The following is a 16,357-nucleotide window of genomic DNA, read 5'->3' on the forward strand; positions in this document are numbered from 1 at the left end:
GGGACACATGATTTTTAAGGTCGGAGACACCGTCGTTTACCCCCACCACGGAGCGGCGCTGATCGAAGCAATCGAGACTCGCACCATCAAGGGTGAGCAAAAAGAGTATCTGGTCCTGAAGGTCGCTCAGGGCGATCTTACTGTTCGGGTTCCCGCGGAGAACGCCGAATACGTCGGCGTTCGTGACGTCGTCGGCCAGGAGGGTCTCGATCGAGTCTTCCAGGTGCTGCGGGCGCCGCACACCGAGGAGCCGACCAACTGGTCGCGTCGCTATAAGGCCAACCTGGAAAAGCTGGCCTCCGGTGACGTCAACAAGGTGGCAGAGGTCGTGCGCGACCTGTGGCGTCGTGAGCAGGATCGCGGGCTGTCCGCCGGTGAGAAGCGGATGCTCGCCAAGGCGCGTCAGATCCTCGTCGGTGAGCTCGCGCTCGCCGAGGGAACCGATGACGGCAAGGCAGAGACCCTGCTCGACGAGGTCCTCGCAGCGGCTTCCTGAACCGTGAACAACGCTGACAACGACAGATCTGTCGTTGCCTTGGTGCCTGCCGCCGGTCGCGGCGTGCGTCTGGGTGCGAATGCACCCAAGGCGTTCGTCGAGGTCGGCGGCACACCTATGGTCCGACTCGCCGTAGACGGACTGATCGCCTCGGGGGCGGTCGACCGGATCATCGTCATGGTGCCCCCGGAATCGGTCGAGAGCGCAGTCGCCCTGCTGTCGCACTCGGCTGTGCGGGATATCGTGCGGATCGTGGTCGGTGGAGCCGAGCGCACCGATTCGGTGCGCGCCGGTATCGCCGCCGCGCCCGAGGCTTCCTACTATCTGGTGCACGACGCCGCCCGCGCGCTGACCCCGCCCGGGCTGATCGCCGATGTCGTCGCCCAATTGCGCGCGGGTCATCCCGCGGTCGTTCCCGCGCTGCCCGTGGTCGACACCGTCAAATCCGTCGACGCGCTCGGCACCGTCACCGGCACACCGGACCGGGCCTCGTTGCGCGCGATCCAGACACCCCAGGGCTTCGAGGCCGGACTGCTGCGGACCGCGTACTCGGCCGACGTGCACGCCACCGACGACGCGGGTCTGGTCGAACTACTCGGTGCGCCGGTGCGAACCATCGCGGGCGACCCGCTCGCCTTCAAGATCACCACTCGGCTCGATCTGATGCTCGCCGAGACGATCCTTTCCCGACACGCCGCCGAGCGCCCGGAAATCGTGCGGACGCCATGAGCATGCGCGTGGGAATCGGCAGCGATGTCCATCCGATCGAACCCGGCCGCCGATGTTGGATGGCCGGCCTGCTTTTCGAGGATGCCGACGGCTGTTCCGGACATTCCGATGGCGACGTGGCCGCGCACGCCCTGTGCGACGCGCTGCTCTCCGCCGCCGGACTCGGAGATGTCGGCGCGGTCTTCGGGGTGGGTCGCCCGGAGTGGGAGAACGTATCCGGTGCGACCATGCTCGAAGAGGTGCGTAGGCTCCTGGGTGAGGCCGGCTTCGATGTTGTCAATGCCGCCGTACAGGTAATCGGCAACCGCCCCAAGATCGGACCGCGTCGCGCGGAAGCCCAGGAGATCCTGGGCGCCCTGCTCGGCGCACCGGTGTCGGTATCCGGCACCACGTCCGACGGCCTCGGTCTCACCGGCCGGGGCGAGGGCATCGCCGCAATCGCCACGGCTTTGCTGCGACAACGCGTATAGCACCCTGGTTCGGCAGACCTGAGCCGGGGCAAGAACGCCCAGCTACACCGACTAGGATCGACTGCCGTGACTCTGCGCCTCTTTGACACCGAAACGCGGACCCTGCGCGAATTCGCGCCGTTGGTCCCCGGCCGAGCTTCGGTGTACCTGTGTGGCGCGACCGTTCAGGGTGAACCCCATATCGGCCATGTGCGCAGCGGCGTCGCCTTCGACGTGCTGCGGAGGTGGTTGCAGGCGCACGATTACGACGTCTGGTTCATCCGCAATGTCACCGATATCGAAGACAAGATCCTGACCAAGGCCGCCGAGGCAGGCAGGCCGTGGTGGGAGTGGGCCGCCACCTACGAGCGCGCCTTCGACCGGGCCTACGATCTACTCGGCGTGCAGGCGCCGTCGGCCGAACCGCGCGCCACCGGGCACATCACGCAGATGATCGACCTGATGCACCGGTTGATCGAACGCGGCCACGCGTACGCCTCCGAAGGCAATGTATATTTCGACGTGGTGAGTTATCCGGATTACGGCAAACTGTCCGGCCACCGACTCGATGATGTGCACCAGGGCGAGAGCGCGGGCGTCGGTAAACGCGACGCGCGCGATTTCACCCTGTGGAAGGCCGCCAAACCGGGTGAGCCGAGTTGGCCGTCGCCGTGGGGTCCCGGCCGTCCGGGATGGCATCTGGAATGCTCGGCGATGGCCGAGTACTACCTCGGTTCCGAATTCGATATCCACTGCGGTGGAATGGATCTGGTTTTTCCCCATCACGAGAACGAAGTCGCCCAGTCGAAAGCGGCGGGCGACGGTTTCGCGCGTTACTGGTTGCACAACGGCTGGGTGACGATGGGCGGGGAGAAGATGTCGAAATCGCTCGGCAATGTGCTCTCGGTCCCGAATATGCTGAAAAAGGTTCGCGCCGTGGAACTCCGGTTCTATCTCGGCAGCGCGAACTACCGTTCGATGCTCGAATATTCGGACAAGGCTTTGAACGACGCCGTGGCCTCCTATCAGCGCATCGAATCCTTCCTGCACCGGGTAGTCGACCGGGCCGGAGAGATTCCGGTCGGTAAATGGACCGACGCTTTCGCCGAGGCCATGGACGACGATCTCGCGGTGCCGCGCGCGCTGGCCGAGGTGCACCGGGTGGTGCACGACGGCAACAAGGCGCTGGAATCGGGTTCGATCGACGAGGCACGCGAACTGGCCGGTCAGGTCAGGGGGATGCTGAGCATTCTCGGCGTGTGCCCGTTCGACCCGCGGTGGTACAGCGGGAAGGACCATTCGACCGCGCTCGACGCGCTCGATGTGCTGGTCCGCGCCGAACTCGACCGCCGCCAGCAGGCGCGCGCGGACAAGGATTGGGCGAGCGCCGACGCGGCACGGGACCGGTTGCAGAACGCCGGTATCGAGGTGACCGACACCTCCGACGGCCCGGAGTGGTCGCTCATCGATCCCAAGGGCGCCCGATGAGCCGCGACGTGCTCGACAGGCCGAAGGCACGCGGGCGCTCCTGCCCGACACCGCGCGGAAAGGCGTACTGATGGCAGGGAATTCGCAGCGGCGAGGGGCTATCCGCAAGGGCAGCACCAAGAAGGGCGCCGTCGTCGGCTCCGGTGGTAAGCGCAGGCGTGGTCTGGAAGGTCGGGGCGCGACCCCGCCCGCCGAGGCGCGCACCAAACATCCGGCGGCCAAACGCGCCGCGGCCAAGGCGAAGGCGGCGGCCAACCAGCCGAACAAACGCGGTTCGTCGGGTCGCCCGGCCGGTCGCAAGAGCGACGACGGTCCCGAGTTGGTGCTCGGTCGCAACCCGGTCGTCGAATGTCTGCGTGCCGAGGTGCCCGCGACGGCGCTGTACGTGGCCGTCGGCACCGAGAACGACGATCGACTCACCGAGAGTGTGAAGATCGCGGCCGACGCGGGCATCTCGATCCTCGAGGTGCCGCGCACCGATCTGGATCGCTTGAGCGCCAACGGATTGCACCAGGGCGTCGCCCTCCAGGTGCCGCCGTACCGCTACGCGCACCCCGACGACCTGCTCGACCGGGTCCGCGGCACCGCCGAACCCGCCCTGCTGGTCGCGCTGGACAATATCTCCGATCCGCGTAATCTCGGCGCGGTCATCCGCTCGGTGGCGGCTTTCGGTGGTCAGGGTGTGCTGATCCCGTCGCGCCGCAGCGCGAGTGTCACCGCCGTGGCGTGGCGGACCAGCGCGGGCGCCGCGGCCCGGCTTCCGGTCGCTCGCGCCACCAATCTGACTCGCACGCTGAAGGATTGGGCGAGCAAGGGTTATCAGATCATCGGCCTGGACGCGGGCGGTGACACCACCCTCGATGATTTCGACGGGCGTGAGCCGACCGTGATCGTCGTCGGTTCGGAGGGCAAGGGCCTGTCCCGTCTCGTCCGCGAAACCTGTGATTCCATCCTGAGCATTCCGATGGCGGGGCCGGTCGAATCCCTCAACGCCTCGGTCGCCGCCGGTGTGGTGCTGGCCGAGGTTGCCCGCCAACGGCGTTCGTCCTGATCGCCGATCCGGTCACCGTGCGTGATCGGTCGGCCGGGGCGACGGCCGCCGCCGCCGAACACGCTGCGCGGCAGCCGCTGCCAAAAACCCCGGGGCCCCCGTAGAATTCGGTGAGTGGTCATACCGAACCAGCCCATCGGGCAGCCAGTCGAGCATCCCAATGCGCAGGCCGTGTTGTTCATCGGCGCCGCGAGTCTGCTGTGCTGCGGAGCACTCGGGCCGGTGGCGTGGGCGATGGGCAGGCGCGCGCTCGACCAGATCGAAGAATCCGGCGGCGCCTACGGTGGCCGCGCTCAGGTGCTCGTCGGCTACGTGCTCGGTGTCGTCGGCACCATCTGCATGATCATCATGGCGATCCTGTTCATCCTGCTCGTATTGCGCGGCGGCGCCTGACGCCGCGGGGGCAGGACTCTGCGGCACCCGTCCGGCCGAGACCGGGGTGCCCGGCTCGGGTCAGTCCAGTACCGGTCGTTCGGCGACGGCCTTGTCCCAGGCGGGCCATTCGGCGCTGATACTGCCGGTCCAATTGGGCTGCCTGCGATCGCGGAAGGCCGCCATGGCCTCGTCACCGTCGACACTCTCGGCGGCGTGCGCGTTCAGATCGGTTTCCAGCTTTCCGACCACGGCCGGACTCATCCGCAGACCTTCCCACAGCAGCCGCTTGGACAGCGCCACCGGCAGCGGGGCCGATCCGTTGGCCATGTCGTGCGCCACCGACAGCGCGGTCGGCAGCACTTCGGACCCGTCGAGGCAGCTGTTGGCCAGGCCCATCGACTTGGCCTCGTCACCGTCGAAGGTGCGCCCGGTCAGCATGATGTCGGCGGCGTTCGCCATGCCGACCAGCCGGGGCAGCGTCCAGTGCGCGTAACCGTCGGCGAGTACGCCGCGTCTGACCTGGGTGAGGCCGTAGACCGCGTCGCGCGCCATGTAGCGCAGATCGCATTGCAGGGCGAGCGCGAGACCGATCCCCACCGCGTGACCGTTGACGGCGGCGATCACCGGTTTGCGGATCTGCCACGGGGCCGGATCGATGGTCGCGCTGACCTCACCCACCCGGCTCGACAGGTCGGCACCAGCGCAGAACGCGGGCGGGGTTCCGGTGATGACGACAACGCGGATCGCGTCCTCGGCGTCGCACCGGTGCAACGCGGCGCTCAGTTCGGCGGTCATCGCCGGGGTGAACGCGTTCTGCTGCGCGGGACGATTGAATGTGAGCACGGCGATGCCCGCTGAGACATCGACGAGCAGTTCCGAACTCATGCCAGCATGGTAGTCGTATCGAATTCCAGCCGTCCGCGGCTCCGGCTCAACTGCCCCACCCGAACCACTCGTCCCAGCCCTTTCGCTCGGCCTTTCCGCCGTGTCAGCGCAGCACGCGGCGGCCGATAGCGTATTTGTGCACCTCGGTCGGGCCGTCGTAGAGCCGGAAGGCGCGCATGTCGCGGAAGATCATCTCGACGACCGTCTCGTCGCTGATCCCGATGCCGCCGAGGACCTGAACGCACCGGTCGGCGACTTTGAACAGTTCCTCGGAGACGAACGATTTGGCGATGGAACTCTCGTGTCTGGCCTTCTCGCCCTGGTCCATCAGCCAGCAGGCGTGCCAGATGGTCAGTCGGCACTGGTGCAGCGCGATCTCGTTATCGGCCAGCATGAACGACACGCCCTCGTGTTCGCCGATCGGTTTGCCGAAGGCGGTGCGGGTTTTGGCGTAGTCGACGGCGATGCTCTGCGCGCGTTCGGCCGCGCCCAGCCAGCGCATGCAGTGGGTCAGCCGTGCCGGAGCCAGCCGCAGTTGGGCGTAGCGCAGCGCCTGACCGGTATCGCCGAGCAGCGATTCCCTCGGCAGCACCAGGTTCTCGAAACGAACAACGCCGTGCCCGCCCACGTAGTTGCGGTCCATGGTGTTCATGGTGCGTTCGATGACGATCCCCGGCTGATCGCCGTCGGCCGCCTCGTAGATCACCGCCTGCTCGATATGGGTCAGTCCGCGTCCGCCCAATTCCTCGGGCGCCTGAACGGTCAGCAATTTCTCGGCACGGGCGAGTTCGACCAGTTCCTGGCGCAGTTCGTCGGTCGGCCCGTGGGAGGTCAGGCGCGGATCCCGCTCGAACGGGACGATCTTGTCGATGACGAATCGCCGCACGCGGTCGCGTTCGGCGGCGAGGTCGGCGGGAATCGTGAAATCGATCATCGGTGATCACCATTCGGTCGGCGGCGTGTGTGTGTCGAGCATACGAAACCTCGACCCCTCAACTGAAGGCGGCTGCCATCAAAATAGTCGCGAACCCCTGCGGTCTGGCGGTCGATCGTGGCCGCGCGCTAAATTCTGTTCGCCACACAAACATTTCTCGCGAAGGCCGCACCCGAGGGGGTCCGATGGCGACGGTGTACGTCGACAACGCCGGTGTGCGACTGCACGCCATCGATAATCGGCGCGACGGTTCGGGCGTGCCGGTGCTGGTCGTTCCAGGCACCGGCGAAGACGCCGAGGACTACGCCTGGCAACTGGAGGGGCTGGGCGACCGGCGCGTGGTCGTCGTCGACGTACGCGGGCGGGGTCGCAGTGACGCTCCGGCGCGCGGATACACCTGGCAGCACCACTACGGCGACGTGCTCGCCGTGATGACCGCGTGCGAACTGCGACGGCCGATCGTGATGGGCTATTCGCGCGGCACGCCCTACGCCATCGGGGCGGCGCTGCACGCGGACCACCGGGTGGCCGGGCTGGTGATCAACGACTATCAGGCGCGGCACGTCTTCCTGCCACCGGAGGCGGTCGAGCGGCTGTCGGCGATGCGGGTGCACGGCCGTACGGTCACCGAACGGATGCCGTCGCAGGTGATCGAGGCCGTGGCCGTGGAGAGCGAGGAGGTGTCGCTGTGGGAGCGGCTGCCCGAACTCGGCTGCCCGGTGCTGGTCCTCCGAGGTGGCAGGCGGGGGTCGGTGGTCGACGATGCCGCCGCCGACCGCTATCGCGCCGCCGCCGAGAACGTGGAAGTCGTGACGCTCCCCGAACGCGGTCACGGCCTGTGGAGCAACGACATTCCCTCCTACCTCGCCGCGTTGACGCCGTTCCTCACCGCCGTCGATCAGGATGCCGACCGGATCTCCCGATGAGGTCGTGACTTCGGCGCACGGCCGAGGCCACCTCGGTTCAGAGGTGGACCGCTCAGCGCACGCCGACCGTTCGCCGCCGCCGAGCGCCGATCACCCGGCAGATCAGGTAGATCAGGAACGACAGTGTGGTGACGAAGGTCGACACCGGCACACCGGGGGCCAGTGACAGCAGAATGCCGCCGACCGCCGCGATCTCGGCGAAGACCACCGCGAGCACGGTCGCGCGGACCGGGTTCGCGGTGAGCTGAGCCGCCGCGGCGGCGGGGGTGATCAACAGCGCGAGTACCAGCAGCGCGCCGACGATCTGCACGCCGAAGGCGGCGGTGATCCCGAGCATGACCGCGAAGACGATCGAGAGCGCGCGTACCGGAACACCCTTGGCCACCGCGACTTCCGGATCGCTGCTGGCGAACAGCAGTGGGCGGTAGACGAAGGCGAGGACGGCGAGCACTCCGATGGTGCATGTGGTGAGCAGCGCGAGCCCGCTGTAGCCGACGCTGACGACCTGCCCGGTCAGCAGCGAGAATTTCGATCCGGCCCGTTCCGGCCCGAGCCACAGGAAGAGCACGGACAGGCCGAGGCCGAACGACAGCACCACCGCGATCACCGAATCGCGTTCCCGCGCTTTGGTACCCAGCGCGCCGAACAGCACCGCGGCGACCACCGATCCGATGATCGCGCCGAGCCCGACGCCGATTCCGGCGAGCAGCGCGGCCGCCGCGCCGGTCAGCGACAGTTCGCTGGTGCCGTGTACCGCGAACGACATCTGCCTGCTGATGATGAGCGGACCGATCGCCCCGGCCAGCAGGCCGAGCATCGCGGCGGCCAGCACCGCCTGTTGGACGAAGTCGTAGGAGAGCAGATCGGCGGTGGTGCCGAAATCGAACATCTTCGAGAACACGCCCGCGAGTTTGTCGTTCACGCGCGCACCCGGTTCGGATCGGTATCGGCATGGCAGTGCTGTGCGCCCGCCGCGCCGAGCGCGTCCATGGTGTCACCGGTGCCGACGACGACGAGCCGTCCGCGTACCCGAAGCACGTCGACCTCGGTGCCGTACAGCTCGGAGAGCACCTCCGAGGTCATCACCTCGTCCGGCGGCCCGATCCGGAACCGGCCGTCGACCAGGTACAGCACCCGGTCCACCAGCGGCAGAATCGGATTGATCTCGTGGGTGACGAACAGTACCGCGGTGCCGTGCGCGCGTCTGCGCTGCTCGATCAGTTCGGAGACCAGCCGTTGGTTGGCTAGGTCCAGACTCAGCAACGGTTCGTCGCACAGCAGCACCTTCGGGTCGCCGACCAGCGCCTGCGCGACCCGTAGCCGCTGCTGCTCACCACCGGACAGCGATTCCAGGGCGTGGTTGGCGAACGCCTCGGCCCCCACGTCGGCGATGGCGGCGGCGACCTTGCGCTTGCGTTCGGCGCGGCCGCGCAGTCCGAGTCCCCAGCGGTGTCCGTCGACGCCGAGGCCGACGAGGTCGACGCCGCGCAACTGCACGCCCGCGTCGATCGTCTTCTGTTGCGGCACATAGCCGATATCGTGATTGCCCGCTCGAACGGGCGTTCCGGCGATGCGCGCGTGCCCGGAGCTGAGCGCGAGCCGCCCGAGCAGCACCCGCATCAGCGAGGTCTTACCCGATCCGTTGGGACCGAGGACGGCGACGAATTCACCCGGCGCGACCTCGAGGTCGAGGTCCCGCCACAGCGTGCGATCGCCGAAGGCGAGGCTCGCGGCTTCGAGGCGGACCGCGGCCGCACCGTCGGTGCCGGTCGCCCGCCGTTCCACCCGATCGGTGTGCTCGGTCAGCGCGGCTCCCTTGTTCATCGCACGCCTACCGGAGTGCGGAGGCGAGCGCCTCGGCGTTCTTGCTCTGCCACTGAATGTAATCGACCCCTTCGGGCAGGGTTTCGGTCACCTCGACCACGGCGACTCCGTTCTTCTCGGCGATATCGCGCAGGTCGCGGGTGATCTTGTCCTGGGTCTGCACGTTGTAGATCAGGGCGCGTACCTGCTTGCCGGTCAACAGGTCGCGAGTGGCGGCGACGGCGGCGGGCGCGGGATCGGTCTCCTGTTCGATCGCCTCCTGGAATTCGGCGGGGGTGCGGTCCCGCGCACCCGAGGCGAGCAGCAGGTAGTGCGCGAGCGGTTCGGTCTGCAACACCGGGGTGCCGGGGTGTTCGGCGGCGATCTTGCCGGTGATCGCGGAGACGCCGGTCAGCCGGGCCTTGAAATCCGCCGCGCGTTCGGTGTATCCGGCGGCGTGGTCGGCATCGACCTCGCCGAGTGTCGCGGCGATCCGGTCGGCGACGGTCGCGACGGTGGTGACGTCGTACCAGACGTGCTCGTTCTCGTCGGAGGTGTCGGTGCGCGACTCGAAGGCGTCGACGGTGCGCTTGCCCCTGCCCTCGATCGCCTTCTCGATGAATTCGTCGTAGCCGCCGCCGTTGTAGACGATCAGGTCGGCGTCGCTGATCTTCGCCGATTCCACCGCCGAGGTCTCGTGCGAATGGGGATCGGCGGCCGGATCGGTGATCAGCGCGGTCACCGTGGCATCCGAACCCGCGATGACCGAGGCGATATTGCCCCACACGTTGGTCGAGGCGACGACTTCGGGCTTTCCGGAATCGTCGGAGCCGCTGCCGCAGGCGGTCAGTGTCGCCGCGGTCGCCACCCCCAGGGCGAGACCGGCGAACTTCAGGGCGAATCGACTCTTCACGCGGAGGACTCCTGGTGCGGTGGATCTGGGTGCGTCACGGCTCCGGCGGGGCTGATCGCCGGATCCGTAGTGCGCTAGATCATAATGGAAATCGTTACCGTTTAACTTTAACAGGGGTCCGCAACTCGGGAACCGCCCACCCACCGCCCAAACCCTGCCCGGGCGACGCCGAGGGGGTCGAACCCGCGCACCACCGCGCCGACGCCGAACGCCGCGCCCGGTTCACCAGCGGTGACCGTGCGCGGCGTTCGGGGGTCGATCAGACCAGCGCGTCCGCGGGCTGGCCGAGAAGTTGCGCACAACGCAGCAGACCGAGGTGGCTGTAGGCCTGTGGATGGTTTCCGAGCGAACGTTCGGCGACCGGGTCGTACTCCTCGCTGAGCAGTCCGGTCGGTCCGGCGACATCGACCAGCTGGGCGAACAGGGCCTCGGCGTCCGAGCGCCTGCCGATCAGCAGGTACGCCTCGACCAACCAGGCCGCGCACAGGTGGAATCCACCCTCGCCGCCGGGCAGGCCGTCGTCGTGGTGGTACCGATAGACCGTCGAACCGCTGCGCAGTTCGGCCTCGGTCGCCACGACGGTCGCGGCGAAGCGCGGATCGGACGGGTCGATCAGTCCGCTCAGACCGATGTGCAGGGTCGCCGCGTCCAGATCCGTGCCGTCGTAGGCCGCGGTGTAGGACTGCACCTCGTCGTTCCAGCCCTTGGTCTTGACCTCGTCGGCGATGGTGTCGCGCAGGACCACCCAGGCCGGATCGACGTGGCGCTGGAATTTCTGCGCGAGCGTCAGCGCGCGATCCACCGTCAGCCAGCCCATGACCTTGGAGTACACGTGGTGGCGCGGGTTGCCGCGGATCTCCCAGATGCCGTGGTCGGGTTCGGTCCAGCGCCGCTGGACCGCGGAAATCATGGCGCGCACCAGTTCCCAGTCGGCGTCGGGCAGTACCCGCGCCGGGTCGGTGCTGCCCTGCTGTTCGCGGGCGTGGGCGAGCGAGGCGATGAGATCGACGATCGGGCCGAACACGTCGAGCTGCACCTGCATATTCGCGGCGTTGCCGACGCGCACCGGACGCGAACCCGCGTATCCCGGCAGCTGATCGATGACGGCCTCCGGGGGCAGCGTCTCGCCGTAGAGCGTGTACAGCGGGTGCAACCGCTCCGGGCCCGGCAGCGTCTCCAGTACCCGGTGCACCCAGCCGAGGAAGGCGTCGGCCTCGCCGAGCGATCCGAGCGAGACCAGCGCCTGCGCGGTGAGCGAGGCGTCGCGCAGCCAGCAGTACCGGTAATCCCAGTTGCGCACGCCGCCGATATCCTCCGGCAGCGATGTGGTGGCCGCGGCCAGGATCGAACCGGACGGCGCGTGCACGAGGCCGCGCAAGGTCAGCGCCGAACGCTTCATGAGATCGGGCTTGAGCGGCGGCAATTCGAGTCCGGCGGCCCAGGATGCCCAGTAGCTCTCCGCTTCTCGCCGGCGCTCCAGCTCGCTACTCATCGCCGGTGCGAGATCCTGCGTGCCACAGCGCAATTCGAGCACGATTGACCCGTCGGACGGATCGACGACGGCGCGCGCCACATCGTGGGTGCCGTCGGTCTCGATCTGCCATTCGACGCCGGGGGAGCGCAGCACCATCGGATCGTTGGTGCCGAGCACCCGCAGGCCGGTCTGCTCGCGCTCGATGGTCACCGGCACCTGGCCGAATTCCGGCCGGGGCGCGAAGGTGACGACGGCCTTGGCGTCGCCGCTGATGACCCTGGTCAGATCGGTCCGGCTCGGATCGACGTCGTGCGGCAGGTAGTCGACGACCGACAAACTGGCCCAACGGGTTTCGACGGTCATGGTGCCGTCGACGTACCGCTGCGACAGCGGCAGGCCCGGTCGCTCGGGCGCGATGGTGAAATGTCCCGCCTGCGGCCCGCCGAGCAGATGCGCGAAGACCGCGGCCGAATCGGGTTCGGGATGGCAGAACCAGGTGACCGTGGCATCGGGGGTGAGCAGCGCCACCGAACGCGGGCTCGCCAGCATGGTGAGCCGTTCGATCCGCGGCGCGCTCGCGCCTGCCAGCCAGGTGCGCCGTTCCTCCAGCAGGAAGGCGAGAGCCTTCGACACGTCCTCGGTGCTGTCCACCCGGAATTTCGCGAGGCTGTCACCCGCGCCGACCTTGATACCGAGGTCGGGGCCGGACAGGACCCGGAACGCCTTCTCGTCGGTGACATCGTCGCCGAAGAACACCGCCGCGGTCGCACCCTCCTGGTGGCGGATGGTGTCGAGCGCGGCGCCCTTGTCGGTGGGGATGACGGCCAGTTCGATGACCGCCTTACCCTCGGTCACCTGGACGCCGACCCAGCAGGCCGGGCCCAGACGGGCCGACTTCAGCGCGCGCAGTCCGATCTCGGGACTGGCGTTGCGCACGTGCAGCGCGATACTCGCCGGCTTGATCTCCACCGCGACGCCGGGATTCTCCTCGGCGATCTGCGTCAGCGAGGTCTGCACCTCGCTCAGCAGATGTTTGGCGTCGTTGTCGATCGCGTGCACGAAGCCCACATCGAATTCCGAGCCGTGGCTACCGATCAGTTGTACTTCCACCGGGAGCCGTGACAGTGCGGCGAGATCCCGCAGCGCGCGGCCGGAGATCACGGCGGCGGTGGTTCCGGTGAGACCGGCGAGAGCGCGTAAGGCGCTCACCGATTCCCGGTGGGGATACGCCTTCGCCGGGTCGGACACGATGGGCGCTAATGTCCCGTCGTAATCCGACGCGATCAAGAGCCGTGGCTCGCGCGCGATCGTCGACAATGCACGACGAAGTTCCTTTGGCAGATCCTGTGCGCTCACGCATCCAACCTAGTGATCGGAGGAGTTTAATTCTGGGCGGGCAAAACAATACTGTGTTGAATTCGTCGCACCGCAGTGCGCCGGTGCGCGTGCGGGGGTGTCCGACGACGCGAACCGGATTCGCCCAGTTAACATATGGGTAACTGGCCGGTAACCTTTCAACGGACCGGAGCGACCCGTGTCGCGAGACGATCACGAGTGTGCTCGCCGGGGCATGGTGGCGCCTCGGCTCTGGTGCCGGGGGTGAGTCGCTTTGCCGGACATCGAGGTTCGAATCCGGGTCGGCGACCGCGGGCAAACGCGGCATATGACAACGGTAGCCCGGCTGCCGCACTATTGTGCGACAGCCGGGCTACCGGTTGGGCTTCGATGTCGGCGCGAAAGCCTCCAGCTATTTCAGAGCGCCGTCGCCGAGAAGCAGATCCACGGTCAGTTCGAGGCGGTCGGTCACATCGGTCGCCGAGGCCCGGCGAGTGAGCCAAGCCACCAGGTTCGAAAGCCACACATCGCTGATCACCCGCGCGATGGCGAGTTGCCTTTCGGTGGGCTCGCCGTCGTTCATGGCGCGGGCGAAGACCCGGTCCATCACCTTGCCGACCCGGTCGACCTCCGCGGCCGCCGAAGCGTCGGCGAACATGAAGGCTCGGGTCATCGCCTCGGTGAGCAGCGGGTCGCGCTGCATCATTCTGGTGATCTGAGTGAGCAGCAGATGCATGCGTTCGCGCGGCGACTGTCCGGCCAGTGGTTTGCGTTTGCCCTCGATCTGCTCGAATTCGCGCGACAGCGCCGAAACGAGCAGATGCACTTTGGAAGGGAAATAGCGGTAGAGCGTGCCGACGGCGACATCGGCACGTTCGGCGACGGCGCGCATCTGCACCGCGTCGTAACCGCCCTTGGAGGCCAGGGCCAGCGTCGCGTCCAGAATTCGCTTACGTCGTTCCCGCTGCGCGGCCGAGCTCAGCTCGTCCTCGCTGAGCGTGGCGACGGTGGTGGCGGGCCGGGCGTTGTTGGCCCCGCGCCGTTCCTTGGGAGCCGTGTTCTCGCGCCGTGCTACCGCCTCCGCGCCGTTCGCGGGCGCCGAAGGGCTCGAATCGGCGGGCTGCGATCGGGATGGACTTGCCATGAGATGAGAGTCCTTTCCTGGCGTCGTTTCGTCGGCTGGCATGCGCGGCGGGGCCGGGCGCCCCAAGTCGCTCTCTTGACTTGGACCCGGCCTTGATATTAGAACATGTTCTAGGTGTGGGCGTCACGCCGGAAAGGCGGTACGGAGTGTGACCATCGCCACCACTGACGAGCATAAAGCCGTTCAGGAGTCGATGCGCGGATGGGCCGGATCGGTCCGGCCGATTGCAACAATGCGGGCCGCCACCAGCGTGGGAGAGAGTTCACGGTCCGATCCGGCTGGACAACCTTTCTGGCATGCGTACTGGCCCGCGCTCGCCGACCTCGGGATCTTCCGCGTCGCGGTCGCCGAGGAGGCGGGCGGTGCGGGAGGTACAGTGGCCGACCTCGCGGTGCTCGTCGAACAGGCCGCCCACGATCTGGTTGGTGGCCCGGTGCTGTCCACGGCACTGGCGAACCTGATCACGGCGGGCGCCATCGACGAGGACATGCCGTGCGGCGTCGCGCTCGACTTCGTTGTCGAATCCGCGGTCAGCGTACCGGCCGCGGACGAGAACCTGTTGCTCGAGGGTGTCTGGGAGCTGGTGCTCGGTGCGGCCGATGGCACCTCGGTGCTGCTGCCGGTCCGCACACCGGAGGGTCCGCGCCACGCCCTGATCGCCCCGGATGCCCCCGGTCTGCGTATCGAGCAACTGCCGCAGGCCGACCCGAGCGCGCCACTGGCGCGCGTGTACTGCGACGGAGTGACGGTGCCCGCGTCGCGGTTGTTCACCGCGCCGCACGCGGTCGAGGATCTCGTCGTCGTCCTCGTCGCGGCGGAACTGTCGGGACTCGCGGGCTGGTGCCTGGACACCGCCGTCGAATACGCCAAGGTGCGTGAGCAATTCGGCCGCAAGATCGGCTCTTTCCAAGCGGTCAAACATATCTGCGCGTGGATGCTGTGCCGAACCGAACTGATCCGCGCGGTCGCCGCCGACGCCGCCGCCGCGGTCGACGAGGGCGGGGCGGAACTGCCGATCGCCGCCGCCATCGCCGCCACCGTCGCGTTGGACGCCGCGGTGGAGACCGCCAAGGACTGCGTCCAGGTCCTCGGCGGCATCGGTTTCACCTGGGAACACGATGCGCACTTCTACCTGCGCCGGGCCACGGCACTGCGTCAACTGCTCGGCGGCTCGGACCGGTGGCGGGCCAGGGTGACCGAACTGACCAGGGCCGGGCAACGTCGGACGACCGGCGCCGATCGGGTCCTCGCCGCGGACGGCGTCGAGGTGGACGACACCGGTGACCTGGCCGCCGAGGTGGCCGCGATCGCCGCGCTGCCCGCCGACGAGCGCGCGGGCGCGCTGGTCGACGCGGGCCTGACCATGCCGCACTGGCCCGCCCCCTACGGTCGCGCCGCGAATCCCATGACCGGACTGGTGATCTCGGAGGAGTTGCGCCGTCACGGCATGAAGGCACCCGACCTCGCCATCGGCGGCTGGGCCGTGCCGACCCTGCTGCAACACGGCACCCGGGAACAGATCGACCGCTTCGCGTGGCCGACCCTGCGCGAAGAGGTCGTCTGGTGTCAGCTGTTCAGCGAACCCGGCGCCGGATCGGATCTGGCCGCGCTGCGCACCACCGCCGAGAAGGTGGACGGCGGCTGGGTTCTCAACGGCCAGAAGGTCTGGACCTCGCTCGGCGACCGGGCCGATTGGGGTATCTGTCTGGCCCGCACCGACCCCGCTGCGGCCAAACATCGTGGCATCAGCTATTTCCTGGTGGATATGCGGACCGAGGGCGTCGACGTGCGCCCGCTGGTGACGATCACCGGTGAAGCCCGGTTCAGCGAGGTCTTCCTCGACGACGTGTTCGTCCCGGACGACGGTCTCGTCGGCGAGGTGAACAACGGTTGGAAGATCGCCAGGTCGACCCTGTCGGCCGAGCGGGTCGCGATGGGCGGCAACGGTATCGGACCGGTGCTCGAGGAACTGATCGCGAAACTGCCAGAATCCGGGCCGGGCGCCGAACTCACCGGCGATCGTCTCGGCGCGCTGATCGCACAAGCCATCTCGGGTCTACTGGTGGAACAACGCGCGGTCATCGAGATGCTGTCCGGCGGCGACCCGACGGCGCTCAGCAGTGTTCGCAAACTGGTGGGTGTTCGCCACCGGCAGGACGTGGCGGAATTCGCCGCGACCACGGCGGGTCCGGCCGGGGCGCTGGCATCCGACGAGGTCAAGGAATTCCTGCTCACCCGCTGTCTGTCGATCGCGGGCGGCACCGAACAGATCCTGCTCACCGTGGCCGGTGAACGGGTGCTCGGCCTGCCTCGCGACGCGAGCGGTTAGTCGACGAGGGAACTGGGAGATACAGC

At 67.9% G+C, this 16,357-nt stretch carries 15 protein-coding genes; 8 read left to right on the forward strand and 7 right to left on the reverse strand.

Going from position 1 to position 16,357, the window contains the following annotated elements:
- The first annotated feature begins 7 nt into the window (after positions 1-7).
- The 6 genes from carD (at position 8) to OG225_RS36815 (ending at position 4,606) form a co-directional block, all read left to right on the forward strand.
- A complete protein-coding gene (gene carD / locus OG225_RS36790) occupies positions 8-496 on the forward strand; it encodes an RNA polymerase-binding transcription factor CarD (protein WP_011206964.1) in 489 nt (162 codons plus the stop codon).
- 3 nt (positions 497-499) lie between these two features.
- Complete coding sequence (gene ispD / locus OG225_RS36795) at positions 500-1,225, forward strand: 2-C-methyl-D-erythritol 4-phosphate cytidylyltransferase (protein ID WP_405179308.1); 726 nt, start codon at positions 500-502, stop codon at positions 1,223-1,225.
- Positions 1,226-1,227: 2 nt separating this feature from the next.
- Positions 1,228-1,695 carry a 2-C-methyl-D-erythritol 2,4-cyclodiphosphate synthase gene (ispF, locus tag OG225_RS36800; protein ID WP_405183492.1) on the forward strand — a complete coding sequence of 156 codons (468 nt, stop codon included), beginning with the start codon at positions 1,228-1,230 and terminating at the stop codon, positions 1,693-1,695.
- 66 nt (positions 1,696-1,761) lie between these two features.
- Positions 1,762-3,162 (forward strand): cysteine--tRNA ligase, encoded by a 1,401-nt coding sequence (gene cysS / locus OG225_RS36805; RefSeq protein WP_405179309.1) that lies wholly within the window; start codon positions 1,762-1,764, stop codon positions 3,160-3,162.
- A gap of 70 nt (positions 3,163-3,232) precedes the next feature.
- Positions 3,233-4,213 carry a 23S rRNA (guanosine(2251)-2'-O)-methyltransferase RlmB gene (gene rlmB / locus OG225_RS36810; protein WP_216915793.1) on the forward strand — a complete coding sequence of 327 codons (981 nt, stop codon included), beginning with the start codon at positions 3,233-3,235 and terminating at the stop codon, positions 4,211-4,213.
- A 114-nt stretch (positions 4,214-4,327) separates the two neighbouring features.
- Positions 4,328-4,606: a DUF4190 domain-containing protein gene (locus OG225_RS36815; RefSeq protein WP_109525107.1), complete on the forward strand. Its 279-nt coding sequence runs from the start codon at positions 4,328-4,330 to the stop codon at positions 4,604-4,606.
- A gap of 60 nt (positions 4,607-4,666) precedes the next feature.
- On the opposite strand, the gene OG225_RS36820 is transcribed toward OG225_RS36815, so the two are convergent.
- Positions 4,667-5,473 (reverse strand): enoyl-CoA hydratase/isomerase family protein, encoded by an 807-nt coding sequence (locus OG225_RS36820; protein WP_405179310.1) that lies wholly within the window; start codon positions 5,471-5,473, stop codon positions 4,667-4,669.
- Positions 5,474-5,576: 103 nt separating this feature from the next.
- Positions 5,577-6,407, reverse strand: coding sequence for an acyl-CoA dehydrogenase family protein (locus OG225_RS36825; protein WP_405179311.1), 831 nt, complete (start codon positions 6,405-6,407; stop codon positions 5,577-5,579).
- A gap of 185 nt (positions 6,408-6,592) precedes the next feature.
- Here OG225_RS36825 and OG225_RS36830 point away from each other — a divergent pair, with 185 nt between their 5' ends.
- Positions 6,593-7,333, forward strand: a complete 741-nt coding sequence (locus tag OG225_RS36830; protein WP_405179312.1) for an alpha/beta fold hydrolase — start codon at positions 6,593-6,595, stop codon at positions 7,331-7,333.
- 52 nt (positions 7,334-7,385) lie between these two features.
- Here OG225_RS36830 and OG225_RS36835 read toward each other — a convergent pair whose 3' ends face one another.
- The 5 genes from OG225_RS36835 to kstR form a co-directional block, all read right to left on the reverse strand.
- On the reverse strand, positions 7,386-8,222 hold the full coding sequence (locus OG225_RS36835) for a metal ABC transporter permease (protein WP_405183493.1): 837 nt from the start codon (positions 8,220-8,222) through the stop codon (positions 7,386-7,388).
- 29 nt (positions 8,223-8,251) lie between these two features.
- Complete coding sequence (locus tag OG225_RS36840; RefSeq protein WP_405183494.1) at positions 8,252-9,139, reverse strand: metal ABC transporter ATP-binding protein; 888 nt, start codon at positions 9,137-9,139, stop codon at positions 8,252-8,254.
- Between the two features lie 25 nt (positions 9,140-9,164).
- Entirely contained in the window at positions 9,165-10,049 is an 885-nt protein-coding gene (locus tag OG225_RS36845) for a metal ABC transporter solute-binding protein, Zn/Mn family (protein WP_405179313.1), read from the reverse strand.
- 259 nt (positions 10,050-10,308) lie between these two features.
- Positions 10,309-12,879 (reverse strand): trehalose-phosphatase, encoded by a 2,571-nt coding sequence (gene otsB, locus OG225_RS36850; RefSeq protein WP_405179314.1) that lies wholly within the window; start codon positions 12,877-12,879, stop codon positions 10,309-10,311.
- A 391-nt stretch (positions 12,880-13,270) separates the two neighbouring features.
- On the reverse strand, positions 13,271-14,002 hold the full coding sequence (gene kstR / locus OG225_RS36855; protein WP_405179315.1) for a cholesterol catabolism transcriptional regulator KstR: 732 nt from the start codon (positions 14,000-14,002) through the stop codon (positions 13,271-13,273).
- A gap of 148 nt (positions 14,003-14,150) precedes the next feature.
- Here kstR and OG225_RS36860 point away from each other — a divergent pair, with 148 nt between their 5' ends.
- Complete coding sequence (locus OG225_RS36860) at positions 14,151-16,331, forward strand: acyl-CoA dehydrogenase family protein (protein ID WP_405179316.1); 2,181 nt, start codon at positions 14,151-14,153, stop codon at positions 16,329-16,331.
- Positions 16,332-16,357: the final 26 nt, after the last annotated feature.

The organism is Nocardia sp. NBC_01377, from assembly GCF_045040005.1.
In the GTDB taxonomy this organism is placed as follows: domain Bacteria; phylum Actinomycetota; class Actinomycetes; order Mycobacteriales; family Mycobacteriaceae; genus Nocardia; species Nocardia noduli.

Bases quoted from the DNA above. Each gene is read 5' to 3' on its own strand.
- ispF (WP_405183492.1), top strand. From the start codon at position 1,228: ATGCGCGTGGGAATCGGCAGCGATGTCCATCCGATCGAACCCGGCCGC.
- OG225_RS36825 (WP_405179311.1), bottom strand. From the start codon at position 6,407: ATGATCGATTTCACGATTCCCGCCGACCTCGCCGCCGAACGCGACCGC.
- kstR (WP_405179315.1), bottom strand. From the start codon at position 14,002: ATGGCAAGTCCATCCCGATCGCAGCCCGCCGATTCGAGCCCTTCGGCG.
- OG225_RS36830 (WP_405179312.1), top strand. From the start codon at position 6,593: ATGGCGACGGTGTACGTCGACAACGCCGGTGTGCGACTGCACGCCATC.
- OG225_RS36820 (WP_405179310.1), bottom strand. From the start codon at position 5,473: ATGAGTTCGGAACTGCTCGTCGATGTCTCAGCGGGCATCGCCGTGCTC.
- rlmB (WP_216915793.1), top strand. From the start codon at position 3,233: ATGGCAGGGAATTCGCAGCGGCGAGGGGCTATCCGCAAGGGCAGCACC.
- OG225_RS36835 (WP_405183493.1), bottom strand. From the start codon at position 8,222: ATGTTCGATTTCGGCACCACCGCCGATCTGCTCTCCTACGACTTCGTC.
- carD (WP_011206964.1), top strand. From the start codon at position 8: ATGATTTTTAAGGTCGGAGACACCGTCGTTTACCCCCACCACGGAGCG.